General features: G+C 49.2%; 16 protein-coding genes. 13 read left to right on the top strand and 3 right to left on the bottom strand.

Annotated features, from left to right (window positions below; all coding sequences use genetic code 11):
- Positions 1–93 precede the first annotated feature (93 nt).
- The 4 genes from maeA to QUE74_RS09795 all read left to right on the top strand — a co-directional run bounded on the left by maeA (position 94) and on the right by QUE74_RS09795 (position 3,684).
- Complete coding sequence (maeA, locus tag QUE74_RS09810) at positions 94–1,791, top strand: malate dehydrogenase (protein WP_000433464.1); 1,698 nt, start codon at positions 94–96, stop codon at positions 1,789–1,791.
- 134 nt (positions 1,792–1,925) lie between these two features.
- On the top strand, positions 1,926–2,936 hold the full coding sequence (gene adhP / locus QUE74_RS09805; RefSeq protein ID WP_000642407.1) for an alcohol dehydrogenase AdhP: 1,011 nt from the start codon (positions 1,926–1,928) through the stop codon (positions 2,934–2,936).
- Positions 2,937–3,121: 185 nt separating this feature from the next.
- Positions 3,122–3,400 (top strand): type II toxin-antitoxin system RelE/ParE family toxin, encoded by a 279-nt coding sequence (locus QUE74_RS09800; RefSeq protein WP_000605673.1) that lies wholly within the window; start codon positions 3,122–3,124, stop codon positions 3,398–3,400.
- Positions 3,400–3,684 (top strand): HigA family addiction module antitoxin, encoded by a 285-nt coding sequence (locus QUE74_RS09795; RefSeq protein ID WP_000781370.1) that lies wholly within the window; start codon positions 3,400–3,402, stop codon positions 3,682–3,684. The genes QUE74_RS09800 and QUE74_RS09795 overlap by 1 nt, the downstream gene beginning before the upstream one ends.
- A 227-nt stretch (positions 3,685–3,911) precedes the next feature.
- Here QUE74_RS09795 and fdnI read toward each other — a convergent pair whose 3' ends face one another.
- The 3 genes from fdnI to fdnG are packed head-to-tail and all read right to left on the bottom strand — an operon-like array spanning position 3,912 to position 8,502.
- A complete protein-coding gene (gene fdnI, locus QUE74_RS09790; RefSeq protein WP_000045648.1) occupies positions 3,912–4,565 on the bottom strand; it encodes a formate dehydrogenase-N subunit gamma in 654 nt (217 codons plus the stop codon).
- Positions 4,558–5,442, bottom strand: coding sequence for a formate dehydrogenase N subunit beta (fdnH, locus tag QUE74_RS09785; protein WP_001240580.1), 885 nt, complete (start codon positions 5,440–5,442; stop codon positions 4,558–4,560). Before fdnH ends, fdnI begins: the two co-directional genes overlap by 8 nt.
- 12 nt (positions 5,443–5,454) lie before the next feature.
- Positions 5,455–8,502: a formate dehydrogenase-N subunit alpha gene (gene fdnG / locus QUE74_RS09780; protein ID WP_015953395.1), complete on the bottom strand. Its 3,048-nt coding sequence runs from the start codon at positions 8,500–8,502 to the stop codon at positions 5,455–5,457.
- A 231-nt stretch (positions 8,503–8,733) separates the two neighbouring features.
- Here fdnG and yddG point away from each other — a divergent pair, with 231 nt between their 5' ends.
- The 9 genes from yddG to narI all read left to right on the top strand — a co-directional run bounded on the left by yddG (position 8,734) and on the right by narI (position 22,183).
- Entirely contained in the window at positions 8,734–9,615 is an 882-nt protein-coding gene (yddG, locus tag QUE74_RS09775) for an aromatic amino acid efflux DMT transporter YddG (protein WP_000198214.1), read from the top strand.
- A 259-nt stretch (positions 9,616–9,874) separates the two neighbouring features.
- Positions 9,875–10,975 carry a porin OmpC gene (gene ompC, locus QUE74_RS09770; RefSeq protein ID WP_000768391.1) on the top strand — a complete coding sequence of 367 codons (1,101 nt, stop codon included), beginning with the start codon at positions 9,875–9,877 and terminating at the stop codon, positions 10,973–10,975.
- A gap of 169 nt (positions 10,976–11,144) precedes the next feature.
- Complete coding sequence (locus tag QUE74_RS09765) at positions 11,145–12,410, top strand: leucine-rich repeat domain-containing protein (RefSeq protein ID WP_286332017.1); 1,266 nt, start codon at positions 11,145–11,147, stop codon at positions 12,408–12,410.
- Between the two features lie 61 nt (positions 12,411–12,471).
- Positions 12,472–13,722, top strand: coding sequence for a leucine-rich repeat domain-containing protein (locus tag QUE74_RS09760; RefSeq protein WP_000671668.1), 1,251 nt, complete (start codon positions 12,472–12,474; stop codon positions 13,720–13,722).
- 324 nt (positions 13,723–14,046) lie between these two features.
- Positions 14,047–15,435, top strand: a complete 1,389-nt coding sequence (gene narU, locus QUE74_RS09755) for a nitrate/nitrite transporter NarU (protein WP_001207897.1) — start codon at positions 14,047–14,049, stop codon at positions 15,433–15,435.
- Between the two features lie 94 nt (positions 15,436–15,529).
- Complete coding sequence (narZ, locus tag QUE74_RS09750) at positions 15,530–19,270, top strand: nitrate reductase Z subunit alpha (protein WP_001360619.1); 3,741 nt, start codon at positions 15,530–15,532, stop codon at positions 19,268–19,270.
- The gene (narH, locus tag QUE74_RS09745; protein WP_000702545.1) at positions 19,267–20,811 is read left to right on the top strand and encodes a nitrate reductase subunit beta; all 1,545 of its coding nucleotides are present in this window, start codon (positions 19,267–19,269) and stop codon (positions 20,809–20,811) included. Before narZ ends, narH begins: the two co-directional genes overlap by 4 nt.
- Positions 20,811–21,506, top strand: a complete 696-nt coding sequence (gene narW / locus QUE74_RS09740; protein WP_001166338.1) for a nitrate reductase molybdenum cofactor assembly chaperone — start codon at positions 20,811–20,813, stop codon at positions 21,504–21,506. Before narH ends, narW begins: the two co-directional genes overlap by 1 nt.
- Complete coding sequence (gene narI, locus QUE74_RS09735; protein WP_000617115.1) at positions 21,503–22,183, top strand: respiratory nitrate reductase subunit gamma; 681 nt, start codon at positions 21,503–21,505, stop codon at positions 22,181–22,183. Before narW ends, narI begins: the two co-directional genes overlap by 4 nt.
- The last annotated feature ends 23 nt before the right edge of the window (positions 22,184–22,206 follow it).

Raw genomic sequence — 22,206 nt, 5'->3', positions numbered from 1 at the left:
TTAACTGCTTTATACTTGGAGCCGATGCCCTGGCGGTAAAGCAAAGACGATAAAAGCACCCCAGGGATGGATATTCAAAAAAGAGTGAGTGACATGGAACCAAAAACAAAAAAACAGCGTTCGCTTTATATTCCTTACGCTGGCCCTGTACTGCTGGAATTTCCGTTGTTGAATAAAGGCAGCGCCTTCAGCATGGAAGAACGCCGTAACTTCAACCTGCTGGGGTTACTGCCGGAAGTGGTCGAAACCATCGAAGAACAAGCGGAACGCGCATGGATCCAGTATCAGGGATTCAAAACCGAAATCGACAAGCACATCTACCTGCGTAACATCCAGGACACTAACGAAACCCTCTTCTACCGTCTGGTAAACAATCATCTTGATGAGATGATGCCTGTTATTTATACCCCAACCGTCGGCGCAGCCTGTGAGCGTTTTTCTGAGATCTACCGTCGTTCCCGCGGCGTGTTTATCTCATACCAGAACCGCCACAATATGGACGATATTCTGCAAAACGTACCGAACCACAATATCAAAGTGATTGTGGTGACGGACGGCGAACGTATTCTGGGGCTTGGTGACCAGGGCATCGGTGGGATGGGTATTCCGATCGGTAAACTGTCGCTCTATACCGCCTGCGGTGGCATCAGCCCGGCGTATACACTGCCGGTGGTGCTGGATGTCGGGACGAACAACCAGCAGTTGCTTAACGATCCGCTGTATATGGGCTGGCGTAATCCACGTATCACTGACGACGAATACTATGAATTCGTGGATGAATTTATCCAGGCTGTGAAACAACGCTGGCCGGACGTGCTGTTGCAGTTTGAAGACTTCGCACAAAAAAATGCGATGCCGTTACTTAACCGCTATCGCAATGAAATTTGTTCTTTTAACGATGATATTCAGGGCACCGCGGCGGTAACAGTCGGCACACTGATCGCAGCCAGCCGTGCGGCGGGCGGTCAGTTAAGCGAGAAAAAAATCGTCTTCCTCGGCGCAGGTTCAGCAGGATGCGGCATTGCGGAGATGATCATCGCCCAGACCCAGCGTGAAGGATTAAGCGAAGAAGCGGCGCGGCAGAAAGTCTTTATGGTCGATCGCTTTGGTCTGCTGACCGACAAGATGCCGAACCTGCTGCCTTTCCAGACCAAACTGGTGCAGAAGCGCGAAAATCTCAGTGACTGGGATACTGACAGCGATGTGCTGTCATTGCTTGATGTGGTGCGCAATGTCAAACCGGATATTCTGATTGGCGTCTCAGGACAGACCGGGCTGTTTACGGAAGAGATCATCCGTGAGATGCACAAACACTGTCCGCGTCCGATCGTGATGCCGCTGTCTAACCCGACTTCACGTGTGGAAGCCACACCGCAGGACATTATCGCCTGGACCGAAGGTAACGCGCTGGTCGCCACCGGCAGTCCGTTTAATCCGGTGGTATGGAAAGATAAAATCTACCCTATCGCGCAATGCAACAACGCTTTTATCTTCCCGGGCATTGGGCTGGGCGTTATTGCTTCCGGCGCGTCACGTATCACCGATGAGATGCTGATGTCGGCAAGCGAAACGCTTGCTCAGTATTCGCCGCTGGTACTGAACGGCGAAGGTCTGGTACTGCCGGAACTGAAAGATATTCAGAAAGTGTCCCGCGCAATTGCGTTTGCGGTTGGCAAAATGGCGCAGCAGCAAGGCGTGGCGGTGAAAACGTCTGCCGAAGCTCTGCAACAGGCCATTGATGATAACTTCTGGCAAGCCGAATACCGCGACTACCGCCGTACATCCATCTAAGCCTGCGCCCGGTAGTGACTGCTACCGGGCAATTTTCCTCTTCCTTTTTCAGATCTCATCCATACTGGGTAGTGGCGAATAAATCTCATTTGCCTCACCTGCTATGCAGAACATCATCCGAAAAGGAGGAAACTATGAAGGCTGCAGTTGTTACGAAGGATCATCATGTTGACGTTACGGATAAAACACTGCGCTCACTGAAACATGGCGAAGCCCTGCTGAAAATGGAGTGTTGTGGCGTATGTCATACCGATCTTCATGTTAAGAATGGCGATTTTGGTGATAAAACCGGCGTGATTCTGGGCCATGAAGGCATCGGTGTGGTGGCAGAAGTTGGCCCCGGCGTTACCTCATTAAAACCAGGCGATCGCGCCAGCGTGGCGTGGTTTTACGAAGGATGCGGTCATTGCGAATACTGTAACAGCGGTAACGAAACGCTCTGCCGTTCAGTAAAAAATGCCGGATACAGCGTTGATGGCGGCATGGCGGAAGAGTGCATCGTGGTCGCCGATTACGCGGTTAAAGTGCCGGATGGCCTGGACTCGGCGGCGGCCAGCAGCATCACCTGTGCGGGCGTCACCACCTACAAAGCAGTAAAACTATCAAAAATTCGTCCAGGACAGTGGATTGCTATCTACGGTCTTGGCGGTCTGGGCAACCTCGCCCTGCAATACGCGAAAAATGTCTTTAATGCAAAAGTGATCGCCATTGATGTCAATGATGAGCAGTTGAAACTGGCAACCGAAATGGGTGCAGATTTAGCGATTAACTCACGCACCGAAGACGCCGCCAAAATTGTGCAGGAAAAAACCGGTGGCGCTCACGCTGCGGTGGTGACAGCGGTAGCTAAAGCTGCGTTTAACTCAGCGGTCGATGCCGTTCGTGCAGGCGGGCGTGTTGTAGCAGTCGGTCTGCCGCCGGAGTCTATGAGCCTGGATATCCCACGCCTTGTGCTGGATGGCATTGAAGTGGTCGGTTCGCTGGTCGGCACGCGCCAGGATCTAACCGAAGCCTTCCAGTTTGCCGCCGAAGGCAAAGTGGTGCCGAAAGTCGCCCTGCGTCCGTTAGCGGACATCAACACCATCTTTACTGAGATGGAAGAAGGCAAAATCCGTGGCCGTATGGTGATTGATTTCCGTCGCTAAGAGGCCCTTGCTGCGACTGCCATGTTTGAGTCGCAGCCTGTTTTGCGAGACGCTTTCCGCAATTTCACTCTTCTTCTTTTCCTCCCCCATCTTTCCCCTCACAATTCGCGAAAACGTAGCGAAATTTGTTGCGCTGCACGGAACAATAGTGATAGTGTTCCTTTCGAGGGAACAAGGATGAAGAGATGATAATGAATTTCAGACACAAGGGATTGCGTGACTTGTTTCTTCTCGGCAAAACCTCCGGCGTTATACCGACGCAAATCAAACGATTACGCCACCGACTCGCTGTGATTGATGCAGCAAGCTGTCTTGCTGATATCGATATGCCCGGTTACCGACTACACCCGTTAAGCGGCGATCGTGATGGAATTTGGGCGATATCTGTCTCGGGCAACTGGCGAATCACATTTGAATTCGTCAATGGCGATGCATACATACTGGATTACGAGGACTATCACTGATGAAAATGGCCAATCATCCCCGCCCGGGGGACATTATTCAGGAATCACTGGACGAGCTGAACGTCAGCCTGCGCGAGTTTGCCAGAGCAATGGAAATTGCGCCCTCAACGGCAAGCCGATTGCTGACCGGAAAAGCCGCGTTGACGCCAGAAATGGCGATTAAACTTTCCGTGGTGATCGGCAGTTCGCCGCAAATGTGGCTGAATCTACAAAACGCCTGGAGTCTGGCAGAGGCAGAAAAAACGGTAGATGTGTCGCGATTACGCCGTCTGGTTACGCAATAAAAAAATGGCACCTTATAAAGCGCCATTTGAAACTGATGGCAAACGCAAAATTGCCTGATGCGCTACGCTTATCTGACCTACACGTTCACTGCAATCTATTGGATTTGAACGGTTTGTAGGCCGGATAAGGCGTTCACGCCGCATCCGGCATGAACAAAGTGTACGTTGTCTACAATAAAAAATGGCGCTTTTTACAGCGCCATTTTCAGCTTAAAGTTCAAAAGAGATTATATCCCTTCTTCACTCTCTTTTTTCGCTTCTGCCTTTTCGATTTCACGATACCAGCGTGGATGGTGTTTCTTCGCCCAACGACGGCTCACCTTCCCTTCGATCATCCCTTTAATCGACCCTTTCACCCAGAATGCCATATACATATGAATCAGGATGGCGTGGATCAGGATGATACCCGCAGCCGCGTGAATCAACAGGCTATAACGGACAACCTGCATCGGGAAGTACTGCGCAAAGTACGGACGCCAGATAATCACCCCGGTTACCAGCAGCACGAAAATCATGCTCATGATCGACCAGAACATCATCTTTTGCCCGGCGTTGTACTTACCAACATCCGCCACTTTGTGTTCATTGCCTTTTAATACTTCGACAATGTTCAACAGCCACGGAATATCTTTCTTATCCGGGATGTTGTGATGCACAAAACGCACAAACATAAACATCAGCGCGACGAAAATCGCAATGCCGAAGAACGGGTGCAAAATGCGTCCCATCTGCGGCGTACCGAAGGTTTGTGTCAGCCATTGCAGCGTCGGGAAGAAGAACGAAATCCCGGACAGCGCTACCAGGAAGAAGCAAATCACCACGGTCCAGTGACAGGCGCGATCAATAAACTTGGTGCGCACAATCATTTTCGACTTACTCATGATGATCCTCCTCGTCATCGTCCACTTCCTTATTCGGGCCAATACCGATGTAGTGGAAAATTAACCCGGCAAAAGTGGCGATAAAGCCAGCCGCTGCCAGCGGTTTCAACGCGCCTTTCCACAGATTTACCGATGTATCGATCTTCGGATCTTTCGGCAGACCGTGATACAGCTCCGGCTGATCGGCGTGATGCAGCACGTACATGACGTGCGTACCACCGACCCCTTCCGGATTGTAGACACCAGCATGTTCGTAACCACGCGCTTTCAGTTTCGCCACGCGCTGTTCCGCCAGCTCCAGCATCTCCTTCTTGGTGCCGAAGTGGATAGCCCCGGTCGGACAAGTTTTCACACAAGCCGGTTCCTGACCAACGCTGACGCGATCGACGCAGAGTGTGCATTTATATACACGGTTATCCTCTTTGTTGAGGCGTGGAATATTAAACGGACACCCGGCAATGCAGTAACCACAGCCGATGCAGTTTTCCGACTGGAAATCGACAATCCCGTTAGCGTACTGAATGATCGCACCAGCAGACGGGCACGCCTTCAGGCAGCCCGGATCTTCACAGTGCATACAACCGTCTTTACGGATCAGCCACTCCAGCTTGCCGTTCTGTTCGGTTTCGCTAAAGCGCATCACCGTCCAGGACTTGGCGCTCAGATCGGCGGGGTTATCATAAACCCCGACGCAGTGCCCCACTTCATCACGGATATCGTTCCACTCCGAACACGCCACCTGACAGGCTTTACAGCCGATACAGGTGGAAACGTCGATAAGTTTCGCGACTTCTGCTTTGTAATCACGCACCTGAGAAGGCGGCGTGATGGAGTTAGTTGCGGACCTTTTGATAATGTCCTGCGTTTCCATAGCCATCTGTTCGCCCCCTTACGCCTTCTCGATGTTGACTAAGAACGCTTTATATTCCGGCGTTTGCGAGTTTGCATCACCGACATTCGGCGTCAGAGTGTTAGCGATATAACCTTTACGCGCGACACCCTCAAAGCCCCAGTGGATTGGAATACCCACCGTTTCAACCTGCTGACCGTTTACATTCAGTGGTTTCAGACGGCGCGTTACCACAGCCACCGCGCGGATAAAGCCACGCTTGCTGGAGACAGTGACACGATCGCCATTGGCAATGCCTTTCGCCGCCGCCAGCGTTTCGCTGATTTCCACAAACTGTTCCGGCTGAGCAATTGCGTTGAGCAACGCGTGCTTGGTCCAGGTGTGGAAGTGCTCGGTCAGACGATAGGTCGTACCCACATACGGGAACTGCTCTTTTTTACCCATCCGCAGCGCGTCTTGTTCATACAGACGAACCACCGGGTTAGACACCACGTTCGGATGCAGCGGGTTAGTGCCCAGCGGCGTTTCAATTGGCTCGTAGTGTTCCGGGAACGGACCTTCCGCCATTTTGTTGATGGCAAACAGGCGTCCCATCCCTTCCGGCTGCATGATAAACGGCCCGGTTGGTGTACCCGGTGCGGCATTGCCGAAGTCCGGAATATCGTTACCCGTCCACTTGCTGCCGTTCCACTGGATCAGCATCCGTTTCGGATCCCACGGTTTACCGTTGATATCCGCCGAAGCACGGTTGTAGAGTACGCGACGGTTGAGCGGCCACGCCCAGGCCCATCCCAGCGTATTCCCCAGACCGGACGGGTCGGAGTTATCGCGGTTAGCCATCTGGTTGCCTTGCTCTGTCCAGCTACCGGTGTAGATCCAGCAAGACGATGCGGTTGTACCGTCATCACGCAGATGCGCAAAGCTACTCAGTAACTGACCTTTCTTCGCAATCAGCACGCCATTTGCGTCATAGAGATCTTCCAGCGCATAGCCGTTGTTCTCTTTTGCCACTTCGTCAGACTGCGGCTCGTGCGGCTGCTTGTAGTTCCAGCTCATCTTCATCAGCGGTTCTACGCCTTTACCACCTTCGGCCTGGTACAGCTCGCGCAAATGATGGTAGATACCCGCCAGAATTTCGCCGTCATTACGCGCTTCGCCCGGCGCATCCTGACCTTTCCAGTGCCACTGCAACCAGCGACCGGAGTTAGCGATAGAACCATCTTCTTCGGCAAAGCAGGTCGAAGGCAGACGGAATACTTCAGTCTGAATAGACGCCGGATCGACATCGTTCGACTCGCCATGGTTCTGCCAGAAGGTGGAGGTTTCAGTCACCAGCGGATCGATAACCACCATGTACTTCAGCTTGCTCAGGCAGCTCACCACTTTGTTTTTGTCCGGGAAGGACGCAACCGGGTTAAAGCCCTGGCAGAAATAACCGGTGACTTTACCTTCATCCATCATGTTGAAATACTTGATGACGTCGTAGGTCTGGTCCCACTTCGGCAGCCAGTCGTAGCCCCAGTTGTTCTCTTTCTGCGCAGCATCGCCGTAGAAAGATTTCATCAGGCTAACGAAGAACTTCGGATAGTTGCTCCAGTAGTTCACCTGATCAGCCAGCGTCGCTTTCGGCGTGTTCGCTTCCAGATACGACTGCAAATCAACCTGTTTTTCTGACGGCAGCGTCAGATAACCCGGCAGGCTGGTAGAGAGCAGGCCTAAGTCAGTCAGGCCCTGAATGTTGGAGTGACCACGCAATGCGTTCACGCCGCCACCGGCCATACCCATGTTACCGAGCAGCAACTGGATCATCGCCATAGTACGGATGTTCTGCGCACCCACGGTGTGTTGGGTCCAGCCCAGTGCGTACAGGAAGGTGGTTGTGCGATCCGGCGCGCTGGTGGAGGCCAGCACTTCACACACTTTCAGGAAGTCAGCTTTTGGCGTACCGCAGATGTTTTCTACTACGTCCGGCGTGTAACGGGAAACGTGCGCTTTCAGCAAGTTCCACACACAGCGCGGATGAGTCAGTGTTTCATCGCGTTTCGCATAGCCGTTTTCATCGAACTGATAGTTCCAGGACGACTTATCGTACTGACGTTTTTCAGCGTCGTAACCGCTGAACAGACCGTCTTCAAAAGTAAAATCATCACGCACCAGCAGGCTGGCGTTGGTGTAATGCTTAACGTATTCGGCGTTGATCTTGTTGTTTTCGATCAGGTAGCGCAAAACGCCAGACAGGAACGTAATGTCCGTACCGGAACGAATAGGTGCGTAGATATCCGCCACAGAAGCGGTACGCGTAAAACGGGGATCGACAACGATCAAGGTTGCATCGTTGTTGTTTTTCGCTTCCATCGCCCAGCGAAAACCGACGGGATGCGCTTCAGCAGCGTTACCGCCCATCACCATTACGACGTTAGCGTTTTTGATATCCACCCAGTGGTTGGTCATCGCACCGCGACCAAATGTTGGAGCAAGACTTGCTACCGTTGGTCCGTGTCAGACGCGCGCCTGGTTGTCTACCGCCAGCATCCCGAGGGAGCGGGCAAATTTCTGTGTCAGCATCCCGGTTTCGTTGCTGGCACCGGAAGCACACAGCATACCGGTAGAAAGCCAACGGTTTACCGTTACTCCCTGCTCATTCTTTTCAATAAAGTTAGCGTCACGGTCTGCCTTCATCAGCTTCGCAATGCGGGAGAATGCTTCTTCCCAGCTAATGCGCTGCCATTTGTCAGAACCTGGCGCACGATATTCCGGGTAGCGCAGACGGTTTTCGCTGTTGACGTAATCCAGCAATCCGGCCCCTTTCGGGCACAGCGCACCACGGCTTACCGGATGATCCGGGTCACCTTCAATGTGATAAATCGCTTCTCTGGCGTTTTTCGCGCCATCACCCAGGCTATACATCAATAGCCCGCAACCTACGGAACAGTATGTACAAGTGTTACGGATCTCTTTCGCGCGTAATAATTTGTAGTTTCGCGCCTGAGCCAGTGCTTGCTTCGGGGCAAAACCCAATGCCGCGACTGTTGTTCCCGCCATACCGCCCGCGCAGATTTTAAAAAATTGTCTGCGACTGACGTCCATTGCTTTCCTCTTTTTTCAGGGGTATTACTGCGCGAGGAAACTAACAGTAAAATTCTGAATCTTTTTGCGCGAAATCAAAAAGAACAGCTGTTTGCCACAAAATAATCCGCCTGCGCAAATTGACCTACCTCAATAGCGGTAGAAAAACGCACCACTGCCTGACAGGCCAGTTAAAAAAATGCTATAAAATTCAGCTTAATTTTTAACGGCAAGAGAGACAAAACAGCAAGCATGACACGACAAAAAGCAACGCTAATAGGGCTAATAGCGATCGTCCTGTGGAGCACGATGGTAGGATTGATTCGCGGTGTCAGTGAGGGGCTCGGCCCGGTTGGCGGCGCAGCTGCTATCTATTCATTAAGCGGGCTGCTGTTAATCTTCACGGTTGGATTTCCGCGTATTCGGCAGATCCCGAAAGGCTATTTACTCGCCGGGAGTCTGTTATTCGTCAGCTATGAAATCTGTCTGGCACTTTCCTTAGGTTATGCGGCGACCCGTCATCAGGCAATTGAAGTGGGTATGGTGAACTATCTTTGGCCCAGCCTGACAATTCTCTTTGCCATTCTGTTTAATGGTCAGAAAACCAACTGGCTGATTGTACCTGGATTATTATTAGCCCTGGTCGGTGTCTGCTGGGTGTTAGGCGGTGACAATGGGTTACACTATGATGAAATCATCAATAATATTACCACCAGTCCATTAAGTTATTTCCTGGCGTTCATTGGCGCTTTTATCTGGGCAGCTTATTGTACAGTAACGAATAAATACGCACGCGGATTTAATGGAATAACCGTTTTTGTACTGCTGACAGGAGCAAGTTTGTGGGTTTACTATTTTCTCACGCCACAACCAGAAATGGTATTTAGCACACCCGTCATGATTAAACTCATCTCTGCGGCATTTACCTTAGGATTTGCTTACGCTGCGTGGAACGTTGGCATTTTACATGGCAACGTCACCATTATGGCAGTAGGTTCGTATTTTACGCCCGTACTTTCGTCGGCGCTTGCTGCGGTACTGCTTAGTGCTCCGCTATCGTTCTCATTCTGGCAAGGCGCACTGATGGTCTGCGGCGGTTCCCTGCTCTGCTGGCTGGCGACACGTCGTGGATAAAATTATTGCCGGGTCATAGCACCCGGCAGTTAACCCGCTAAATTACGACAATAATAAAAAATAAACTTCAAATACCAGTAATTCACCTTATATCTCATTTCGACTTCGATCACATATCGATAAATAATATTATTTCATCTATTATTCTCATTGTTTTTAATCACCATTCTATTTTAAAAACAGTATGTCATTTGTAAATGACGCCGTTTAAAATTCGTTTAGAAAATAGGTTTAACGATAATTAAAAGGATACTGTTAAATGAAATTAAAAATAGTTGCGGTGGTTGTAACTGGTTTGTTAGCTGCGAACGTAGCACATGCTGCCGAAGTATATAACAAGGATGGTAATAAACTCGACCTTTATGGCAAGGTTACCGCTCTACGTTATTTTACTGATGATAAGCGTGACGATGGTGATAAAACTTATGCCCGTCTCGGTTTTAAAGGAGAAACGCAAATCAATGATCAAATGATTGGTTTTGGTCACTGGGAATATGATTTTAAAGGCTATAACGATGAAGCCAACGGCTCGCGCGGCAACAAAACCCGCCTTGCCTATGCAGGTTTAAAAATTAGTGAATTTGGCTCTCTGGACTATGGTCGTAACTACGGTGTCGGTTATGACATTGGTTCATGGACCGATATGTTGCCAGAATTTGGTGGCGATACCTGGAGCCAGAAAGATGTCTTCATGACATATCGTACCACTGGTGTGGCAACCTATCGCAACTACGATTTCTTTGGCTTAATTGAAGGGCTGAACTTTGCCGCACAATATCAAGGCAAAAATGAACGCACTGACAACGCTCATCTTTATGGTGCTGACTATACGCGTGCCAATGGTGACGGTTTCGGTATCTCCTCAACTTATGTTTATGATGGCTTTGGGATCGGTGCTGTGTATACCAAATCTGATCGGACAAATGCGCAGGAAAGAGCAGCGGCTAATCCTCTCAATGCCTCCGGTAAGAATGCAGAACTGTGGGCAACAGGTATAAAATATGATGCCAACAACATTTACTTTGCAGCTAATTACGCTGAAACATTAAACATGACCACCTATGGTGATGGTTATATCTCTAACAAAGCACAAAGTTTCGAAGTGGTGGCCCAATATCAATTCGACTTCGGCTTGCGCCCATCACTCGCTTACCTGAAATCAAAAGGCAGAGATCTGGGGCGTTACGGCGATCAGGACATGATTGAGTATATCGACGTTGGTGCAACGTATTTCTTCAACAAAAATATGTCGACCTATGTTGATTATAAAATCAACCTGATCGATGAAAGCGACTTTACCCGTGCCGTAGATATTCGCACCGATAACATCGTCGCAACGGGCATTACCTATCAGTTCTAACATCATCTCCTGACCAGCCCTTATCTGGGCTGGTTTTTAATTTAAGTGCTGCTGTATGACTCCTTAAGTAAAAATGAGCAATTTTTGATATTTCTGGTCATTCACCTCAATTAATATTCTTCCATACCCTCCGGGGACATCTTAGTATAATATTTATTGATGAGTGATTATGACCAATATTAATACAGCTTGTGTAAAAAATAATGCCAGTTATCAAGTGAATAACGCATTACCTAACAGAGAAACCATCGCCAGCAATTTTTTTGAACAACTGGCACAATGGGGTGAGAAATCGCTTAATAATGGCGTAGAAAAAAGAACTATTCTAGAGCGAATTAATGAAGCTTACAACTCAAACATGGAATCTCTTAATTTGTCATATCTTGATTTGAGTGAGTTACCGCCTATCCCCCCTACAGTTAAGACATTGAATTTGGAGGGGAATTGTCTAACTTTCCTTGACTTTACCGACAATGCTAGTCTTATCAATATCAACCTCACCTTGAATAATATTGAAACGATAACCTTTCCAAATGAATCAAAACTGGAAAATATTTATATCGATTGCAACAAGCTGGAAAGTTTAGATTTAAAAAATCAGCATTCATTGGTTAATCTGGAAGCGCAAAATAATAATCTAAAAGAAATTAATATTTCTGACAGTTATAAACTGAAATTTCTTAACCTTGATAATAACCAGCTAACATCGCTGGATGTTTCTCAACAAGAATCTCTGATTGAGTTAAGTGCTTGTCACAATATGATCAATGATCTTAAATTACACTATCACCCCATGGTGAAAAAAATCGCTTTAAACGACAACCATATTGCAAATTTAAACGCTAAAAGCACTGCGATACTAGAATATTTAGACTTAAGTAATAACAATTTATTACCAACAGATAACATTAATGAGTTAATATCATCAAAACATCTTTGGTATTTATCAGTTAACGGTATTAACAATGATCCTATTGCACAAATGCAGTACTGGAATGCAATAATGGATTTAGTTGATAATATTGATGAAGTGACCATTAAGATATCTTATGATCTAGCAATTAAAAATATCGACACCAGTAATAAGCATCTTGTAGAAATAAGCAAAAATACTGAAGGTGATAATAAAGAAAACAATGATTCAATGTCGATTCGTTACCGTTCAAAACCTTATTTCAGCAATTTAACTTTAATAGAAAAAGAAACAACACTTTCTGAAGAAGAATTAAAATCTATTCTGCCTATGTATCGCGCGTGTCGGTTTGATAACGACACGCCCCTATCCTCATCCTCATCCTCATCCTCATCCTCAGAACTCAAGGACGCAACAGGCACCCCTATCTGTTATTACATTTATGATGAGAATAAAAATTCCTTAGGTTATGGACCAACATTTCATAATTGGTTAAGCCAATCCTTTACCACAGAGTTATAAAAAACATCCTGACTTATCAAGGATAATAAATCAAAAAATATATTATTGCCATGGAGTAGTTATGAAGTTTCCTTTAATCTTTTTTAAAACAAAGCAGTCCCTACAGCGACTCCCAGAACAGAATTTATATAGCTGGATGCATGAATTGAATAAATGGAAAGAAGAATGCATAGTCACAGGTGAACTTCATCGTCAAGAATGCCGAAAAGAAGCGGCAGAAAGGATAAACCGTGCTTTTTTGTCGAAGCAGAATGACATTGATTTATCTGGACTTAATTTAACTACTCAACCACCAGGGCTGCAAAACTTCACCTCTATCAATCTTGATGAGAACCAACTCAAACATTTTGATGCAACCAACTACGATAAACTCATCAACCTTAGTCTGAATAGTAATGCTCTTGAGTCTATAAATTTTCCTCAAGGCAGAAATGTAAGCATTAAACATATATCTGTGAATAATAATGCTCTCAGAAATATTGATATAGATGGGCTTTCATCAGTTACTTATTTTAGTGCGGCACATAATCAACTAGAGTTTGTGCAATTAGAATGTTGCGAAAGGCTGCAGTACCTGAATCTCAGCCACAATCAATTAACTGATATTGCTGCAGGAAATAAAGATGAACTCTTACTTCTGGATCTATCCCATAATAAACTAACAAGTTTACATAATGCCTTATTTCCCAACTTGAATACGTTACTTATCAACAACAACTTGCTTTCTGAAATTAAAATATTCTTTAGCAACTTCTGCAATGTACAGACATTAAACGCTGCGAACAATCAGTTGAAAAAAATAAACCTTCATTTCCTGACTTATCTTTCATCTATCAAAAGTTTAAGGCTGGACAATAATAAAATAACCCGCATTGACACTAAGAATACATCCGATATTGGAACTTTATTTCCCATAATAAAACAGAGCAAAAACTTAAATTTTTTAAATGTTTCTGGGAAGAACAATTGCCCTACTATGCAGCTCATGTTATTTAATTTGTTTTCCCCAGCACTTAAGCTTAATACTGGCCTGGCAATTCTTTCGCCTGGTGCATTTGAAGTTCACTCTGACGGACTAGATGTGGATAACGAATTGTTTCACTATACTTTTAAAGAAGCATACACCCCATATAATATACACACTTATAAAACAGAAGAAGTTGTAAATCAGATGAATATAAAAATTAAAAATATGACCTTAGATGAAATAAACAATACTTACTGTAATAACGATTATTACAATGAGGCGATAAGAGAGGAACCGATAGACTTTCTGGACAGATCGTTTTCCTCCAGCTCATGGCCTTTTTAGTGAATAAATCATCACTAATTCTATAAGTGTCTGGTCTTATTAAGAATATAGTTAATATGCAACCCTTTAGATTCACGATCTGAAGGGTTGAAACATGGCATACGTTCAAAGATTAACCCACGTTTGAAGGTTAGCCTGTTAGTTACATTTAGTAACACATATCTGTCTGCTTAATCCCCATTCTGCCCCCGCGGTTACGCTTTCTTATCTATTCTTTCAATCAGCACTTCACCTAATTCATCCTTAATTCTAATAACTGGCTATTGCGCCTTACCTCCTGTTTTGTCTTTTTTTCATTACCAATGTGTACATGTGAGGAACAATATGGCACTGCAAAATGAGAAAAATAGTCGTTATCTTTTGCGCGACTGGAAACCAGAAAACCCGGCCTTCTGGGAAAATAAAGGAAAGCATATTGCACGAAGAAACCTCTGGATATCAGTCAGTTGTCTACTTCTTGCCTTCTGTGTCTGGATGCTATTTAGCGCAGTTACTGTTAATCTCAATAAAATCGGTTTTAATTTCACTACCGATCAACTCTTTTTATTAACCGCATTACCCTCCGTTTCTGGCGCATTATTGCGTGTCCCCTACTCCTTTATGGTGCCTATATTTGGTGGACGCCGATGGACGGTTTTTAGTACTGCAATCCTGATTATTCCTTGTGTCTGGCTCGGAATTGCCGTGCAGAATCCGAATACTCCTTTTGGGATATTTATCGTTATCGCTTTGCTATGCGGTTTTGCAGGTGCGAACTTTGCTTCGAGCATGGGCAATATCAGTTTCTTCTTCCCAAAAGCCAAACAAGGGAGCGCACTTGGGATTAATGGCGGATTAGGAAACTTAGGTGTAAGTGTGATGCAGCTGGTTGCGCCGCTGGTGATTTTTATCCCCGTATTTGCCTTTCTCGGCGTCAATGGCGTACCACAGGCCGACGGTTCGGTAATGTCGCTGGCGAATGCCGCATGGATTTGGGTGCCATTACTGGCGATTGCCACTATTGCCGCCTGGTTAGGGATGAATGATATCGCCAGTTCACGCGCGTCAATCGCCGATCAATTGCCTGTATTACAACGTCTGCATCTCTGGCTGCTCAGTCTTCTCTATCTCGCCACCTTCGGTTCGTTTATCGGTTTTTCTGCGGGTTTTGCCATGCTGGCGAAAACCCAGTTTCCGGATGTGAATATTCTGCGTCTGGCGTTCTTTGGCCCATTTATTGGTGCCATCGCGCGGTCGGTTGGTGGTGCTATTTCCGATAAATTCGGCGGCGTGCGGGTGACGTTGATCAACTTCATTTTTATGGCGATTTTCAGCGCCCTGCTGTTCCTTACCTTACCGGGCACAGGCTCTGGTAATTTCATCGCATTTTACGCCGTCTTCATGGGGTTGTTTCTGACCGCGGGTCTGGGAAGTGGTTCTACTTTCCAGATGATCGCCGTCATCTTTCGCCAGATAACGATTTATCGCGTCAAGATGAAAGGCGGCAGCGATGAACAGGCTCAGCGGGAAGCGGTCACCGAAACGGCGGCAGCATTGGGCTTTATCTCAGCGATTGGCGCAGTTGGCGGCTTTTTTATTCCGCAGGCGTTTGGCATGTCGCTCAATATGACCGGCTCGCCGGTAGGTGCGATGAAAGTGTTTTTGATCTTCTACATCGTTTGTGTGCTGCTGACCTGGCTGGTTTATGGTCGGCGGAAGTTCAGCCAAAAATAAGAAATCGATGCCTGACACGTCTTATCAGGCTACAACCGTGTCGCATCCGACAAGGCATCAGATCCCAATTCATTCCTGGAGCAGGAGTTATGTCATGAGTAAACTTTTGGATCGCTTTCGCTACTTCAAACAAAAGGGCGAAACATTTGCCGATGGTCACGGCCAGGTGATGCATAGCAACCGCGACTGGGAGGACAGCTATCGCCAGCGTTGGCAGTTCGACAAAATCGTGCGTTCCACTCACGGCGTTAACTGTACAGGCTCCTGTAGCTGGAAAATCTACGTTAAAAATGGCCTGGTGACCTGGGAAATCCAACAGACCGACTATCCTCGCACTCGCCCTGACCTGCCCAATCATGAACCTCGCGGCTGCCCGCGTGGTGCAAGTTACTCCTGGTATCTTTACAGCGCCAACCGACTGAAATACCCGCTAATACGTAAACGACTGATTGAACTGTGGCGTGAAGCGCTCAAGCAACACAGCGATCCGGTACTGGCGTGGGCATCGATTATGAATGATCCGCAAAAGTGCATGAGTTACAAGCAGATACGCGGACGCGGCGGTTTTATCCGCTCCAACTGGCAAGAGCTAAACCAGTTGATTGCTGCCGCTAACGTCTGGACCATCAAAACCTACGGCCCGGATCGCGTTGCCGGTTTCTCGCCGATTCCAGCCATGTCAATGGTTTCTTACGCCGCCGGAACACGCTATCTGTCGCTGTTAGGTGGCACCTGTTTAAGCTTCTACGACTGGTATTGCGACCTGCCGCCCGCCTCACCGATGACCTGGGGCGAACAAACCGACGTGCCAGAATCTGCCGACTGGTATAACTCCAGCTACATCATCGCCTGGGGGTCTAACGTACCGCAGACACGTACGCCGGACGCCCACTTTTTTACCGAAGTACGCTACAAAGGCACTAAAACCATCGCCATTACCCCTGACTACTCTGAAGTGGCCAAATTGTGCGACCAGTGGCTGGCACCGAAACAAGGCACTGATAGCGCCCTGGCGATGGCAATGGGCCATGTGATTTTAAAAGAGTTCCATCTCGATAATCCCAGCGACTATTTTATCAACTACTGCCGCCGCTACAGCGACATGCCGATGCTGGTAATGCTGGAACCTCGCGACGATGGTAGCTACGTTCCCGGGCGCATGATCCGCGCGTCTGACCTGGTAGATGGGCTGGGCGAAAGCAACAATCCGCAGTGGAAAACCGTAGCAGTTAATACAGCAGGTGAACTGGTGGTGCCGAACGGTTCGATTGGTTTTCGCTGGGGAGAAAAAGGCAAATGGAATCTGGAATCCATTGCCGCCGGTACGGAAACCGAATTGTCGTTAACTCTGCTCGGTCAACATGATGCCGTTGCAGGCGTGGCCTTCCCCTACTTTGGCGGCATTGAAAATCCGCATTTTCGCAGCGTAAAACACAATCCGGTCCTGGTGCGCCAATTGCCCGTTAAAAACCTGACATTAGCCGATGGCAACACCTGTCCGGTCGTCAGCGTTTATGATTTGGTACTGGCGAATTATGGCCTCGATCGCGGGCTGGAAGATGAAAACAGCGCGAAAGATTACGCTGAAATTAAACCTTACACCCCTGCCTGGGGCGAGCAAATTACCGGCGTACCGCGCCAGTATATTGAAACCATCGCCCGTGAATTTGCCGATACCGCCCATAAAACGCATGGGCGCTCGATGATTATCCTCGGTGCTGGCGTCAACCATTGGTATCACATGGACATGAACTACCGTGGGATGATCAACATGCTGATCTTCTGCGGTTGTGTCGGCCAAAGCGGTGGCGGCTGGGCACACTATGTCGGTCAGGAAAAACTGCGCCCGCAAACCGGCTGGTTGCCGCTGGCCTTTGCGCTCGACTGGAACCGACCACCGCGCCAGATGAACAGCACCTCGTTTTTCTACAATCATTCCAGCCAATGGCGCTATGAAAAAGTCTCTGCTCAGGAGTTACTTTCACCGCTCGCCGATGCCAGTAAGTACAGCGGTCATCTGATTGATTTCAACGTTCGCGCCGAACGTATGGGCTGGCTACCTTCTGCGCCGCAGCTGGGGCGTAACCCGCTCGGGATTAAAGCTGAAGCCGACAAGGCCGGATTATCCCCCACAGAATTTACCGCTCAGGCGCTGAAATCGGGCGATTTACGTATGGCCTGCGAACAACCAGATAGCGGCAGCAATCATCCGCGTAATTTGTTTGTCTGGCGTTCTAACCTGCTTGGCTCCTCCGGCAAAGGCCACGAATATATGCAGAAGTATCTGCTGGGAACCGAAAGTGGGATTCAGGGTGAGGAACTCGGTGCCAGCGACGGGATCAAACCAGAAGAAGTCGAGTGGCAAACTGCGGCGATTGAAGGCAAGCTCGACCTGCTGGTGACGCTCGACTTCCGTATGTCCAGTACCTGCCTGTTCTCCGATATCGTTCTGCCCACCGCCACCTGGTACGAAAAAGACGATATGAACACCTCGGATATGCATCCGTTTATTCATCCGCTTTCTGCGGCGGTCGATCCGGCGTGGGAATCACGCAGCGACTGGGAAATCTACAAAGGTATTGCCAAAGCATTTTCGCAAGTGTGCGTAGGGCATCTAGGCAAAGAAACCGACGTGGTATTACAACCCCTACTGCATGACTCTCCGGCAGAGCTTTCGCAGCCGTGTGAAGTGCTCGACTGGCGCAAAGGCGAATGCGATCTGATCCCGGGTAAAACCGCGCCCAATATTGTGGCAGTGGAGCGTGACTACCCTGCTACCTATGAACGCTTTACCTCTCTCGGGCCATTGATGGACAAACTTGGCAACGGCGGTAAAGGGATTTCGTGGAATACCCAGGATGAAATCGATTTCCTCGGCAAACTCAATTACACCAAGCGTGATGGCCCGGCACAGGGGCGACCGCTGATTGACACCGCCATTGACGCATCAGAAGTGATTCTGGCGCTGGCACCGGAAACCAACGGTCATGTTGCAGTCAAAGCGTGGCAGGCGCTGGGCGAGATCACCGGACGCGAACATACCCATCTGGCGCTGCACAAAGAGGACGAAAAGATCCGCTTTCGCGATATTCAGGCGCAGCCGCGTAAAATTATCTCCAGCCCCACATGGTCCGGTCTGGAAAGCGATCACGTCTCCTACAACGCCGGATACACCAACGTTCATGAATTAATTCCGTGGCGCACGCTGTCGGGACGCCAGCAGGTCTATCAGGATCATCCGTGGATGCGTGCCTTTGGTGAAAGCCTGGTGGCTTATCGTCCGCCTATTGACACGCGTAGCGTCAGTGAAATGCGCCAGATACCGCCAAACGGCTTCCCGGAAAAAGAACTTAACTTCCTGACGCCGCATCAGAAATGGGGCATTCACTCAACCTACAGTGAAAACCTGCTAATGCTGACGCTCTCTCGCGGTGGACCGATTGTCTGGATCAGCGAAACCGATGCCCGTGAATTGACCATTGTCGATAACGACTGGGTGGAAGTGTTTAACGCCAACGGCGCGCTGACTGCCCGCGCGGTGGTCAGCCAACGTGTACCGCCGGGTATGACCATGATGTATCACGCTCAGGAACGCATTATGAATATTCCTGGTTCGGAAGTAACCGGCATGCGCGGCGGCATTCATAACTCGGTCACCCGCGTTTGCCCAAAACCAACGCATATGATTGGCGGTTACGCGCAGCTGGCCTGGGGCTTTAACTACTACGGCACCGTCGGCTCGAACCGCGACGAATTTATCATGATCCGCAAGATGAAGAACGTTAACTGGCTGGATGATGAAGGTCGCGATCAGGTACAGGAGGCGAAAAAATGAAAATACGTTCGCAAGTCGGCATGGTGCTTAACCTCGATAAATGTATCGGCTGCCATACCTGTTCGGTGACCTGTAAAAACGTCTGGACCGGACGCGAAGGCATGGAGTACGCATGGTTTAACAACGTCGAAACCAAACCGGGCATTGGTTATCCGAAAAACTGGGAAGATCAGGAAGAGTGGCAAGGCGGCTGGGTCCGCGATGTCAACGGTAAGATCCGCCCGCGTCTGGGCAGCAAGATGGGGGTGATTACCAAAATCTTCGCCAACCCGGTGGTGCCGCAGATTGACGATTACTACGAACCTTTCACCTTCGACTACGAACATTTGCATAGCGCGCCAGAAGGTAAACACATTCCTACTGCCCGCCCACGTTCGCTGATTGACGGCAAACGGATGGACAAAGTGATCTGGGGGCCAAACTGGGAAGAACTGCTGGGCGGTGAGTTCGAAAAACGTGCTCGCGACCGCAACTTTGACGCCATGCAAAAGGAGATGTACGGTCAGTTTGAAAATACGTTCATGATGTACCTGCCGCGCCTGTGCGAACACTGCCTTAACCCCAGCTGCGTGGCGACCTGCCCCAGCGGCGCGATCTACAAACGCGAAGAAGACGGTATTGTGCTGATCGATCAGGACAAATGCCGTGGCTGGCGTTTGTGCATTAGCGGTTGTCCGTACAAAAAAATCTACTTCAACTGGAAAAGCGGTAAGTCAGAAAAATGCATCTTCTGTTACCCACGAATTGAGTCAGGCCAACCCACCGTGTGCTCAGAAACCTGCGTGGGTCGCATCCGGTATCTGGGCGTGCTGCTTTACGACGCCGACCGCATCGAGGAAGCGGCGAGCACCGAACGCGAGGTTGATCTCTACGAACGCCAGTGCGAAGTGTTCCTCGATCCGCACGATCCCTCGGTGATCGAAGAAGCCCTGAAACAAGGTATTCCACAAAATGTGATTGAAGCTGCCCAGCGTTCGCCAGTCTACAAAATGGCGATGGACTGGAAACTGGCGCTACCGCTGCACCCTGAATATCGCACCCTGCCGATGGTCTGGTACGTTCCTCCGCTGTCACCGATTCAGTCCTATGCAGATGCGGGCGGCTTGCCGAAAAGCGAAGGCGTGCTGCCCGCCATCGAAAGCCTGCGTATTCCGGTGCAATATCTCGCCAATATGTTGAGTGCCGGTGATACCGGTCCGGTACTGCGGGCGCTGAAACGGATGATGGCGATGCGCCACTATATGCGTTCACAAACCGTGGAAGGTGTTACCGATACCCGCGCCATTGACGAAGTAGGCCTGAGCGTCGCCCAGGTCGAAGAGATGTATCGCTACCTTGCCATCGCCAACTATGAAGATCGTTTTGTCATTCCAACCAGTCATCGGGAAATGGCGGGTGATGCTTTCGCAGAACGCAACGGCTGCGGCTTCAGCTTTGGCGACGGTTGCCACGGCTCAGACAGCAAATTCAACCTGTTCAACAGTAGCCGTATCGATGCCATCAACATTACCGAAGTGCGCGATAAAGCGGAGGGAGAATAATGCAGATCCTCAAAGTGATCGGCCTGTTGATGGAGTACCCGGACGAGCTGTTGTGGGAGTGTAAGGACGACGCGCTGGCATTAATCCGCCGCGACGCGTCGATGCTCACCGATTTTGCACTCGACCTGCTCAACGCGCCGCTGCTGGATAAACAGGCCGAATGGTGTGAAGTGTTCGACCGCGGGCGCACCACGTCGCTGCTGCTGTTCGAACATGTTCATGCCGAATCCCGCGATCGAGGCCAGGCAATGGTGGACCTGCTGGCGGAGTACGAAAAGGTCGGTCTGCAACTGGATTGTCGGGAACTGCCCGATTATCTGCCGCTGTACCTGGAGTACTTAAGTGTGCTGCCGGACGATCAGGCAAAAGAAGGATTACTCAACGTTGCGCCGATCCTCGCCCTGCTTGGCGGACGCTTAAAACAACGCGAGACACCGTGGTACGCGTTATTTGACGCCCTTTTGCAACTGGCAGGAAGTCCCCTGTCAAGTGACAGTGTCACAAAACAAATTCGTAGTGAAGAGCGTGACGACACCCGCCAGGCGCTGGATGCGGTGTGGGAAGAAGAACAGGTGAAGTTTATTGAAGATAACGCCACGGCGTGTGACAGCTCGCCGCTTAATCAATATCAGCGACGCTTTAGCCAGGATGTCGCGCCGCAGTACGTCGACATCAGTGCGGGAGGTGGGAAATGATTCAGTATCTGAACGTCTTTTTTTACGATATCTACCCGTACATTTGTGCGACGGTGTTTTTCCTTGGCAGCTGGCTGCGCTATGACTACGGGCAGTACACCTGGCGCGCCTCCTCGAGCCAGATGCTCGATAAACGCGGGATGGTGATATGGTCGAATCTGTTCCATATCGGCATTTTGGGGATCTTCTTCGGGCACCTGTTCGGCATGTTAACGCCGCACTGGATGTACGCGTGGTTTTTGCCAGTGGCAGCGAAACAACTAATGGCGATGGTGCTCGGCGGTATTTGCGGCGTGTTGACGTTGATTGGCGGTGCAGGACTGCTGTGGCGCAGGCTGACAAATCAGCGTGTGCGTGCTACTTCCACCACGCCGGATATCATCATCATGAGCATATTGCTGATCCAATGTTTGTTGGGGCTAAGTACCATACCGTTTTCAGCACAGTATCCTGATGGTAGCGAAATGATGAAACTGGTGGGGTGGGCGCAAAGTATCGTCACTTTCCGTGGAGGATCGTCAGAAATGCTTAACGGCGTAGCGTTCGTCTTCCGCCTGCATCTGGTATTGGGAATGACCATCTTCCTGCTCTTTCCGTTCACCCGACTGGTGCATGTGTGGAGCGCGCCGTTTGAGTACTTTACTCGTCGGTATCAGATTGTGCGTTCGCGGCGATAATTCTCCCCCTGGCCGGATAGTCC

This window comes from Escherichia sp. 10290 (assembly GCF_030295155.1).
In the GTDB taxonomy this organism is placed as follows: Bacteria; Pseudomonadota; Gammaproteobacteria; order Enterobacterales; family Enterobacteriaceae; genus Escherichia; species Escherichia coli_F.
The sequence above is the reverse complement of the archived record's forward strand: the minus strand, read 5'-3'. Positions and strand labels throughout refer to the sequence as shown.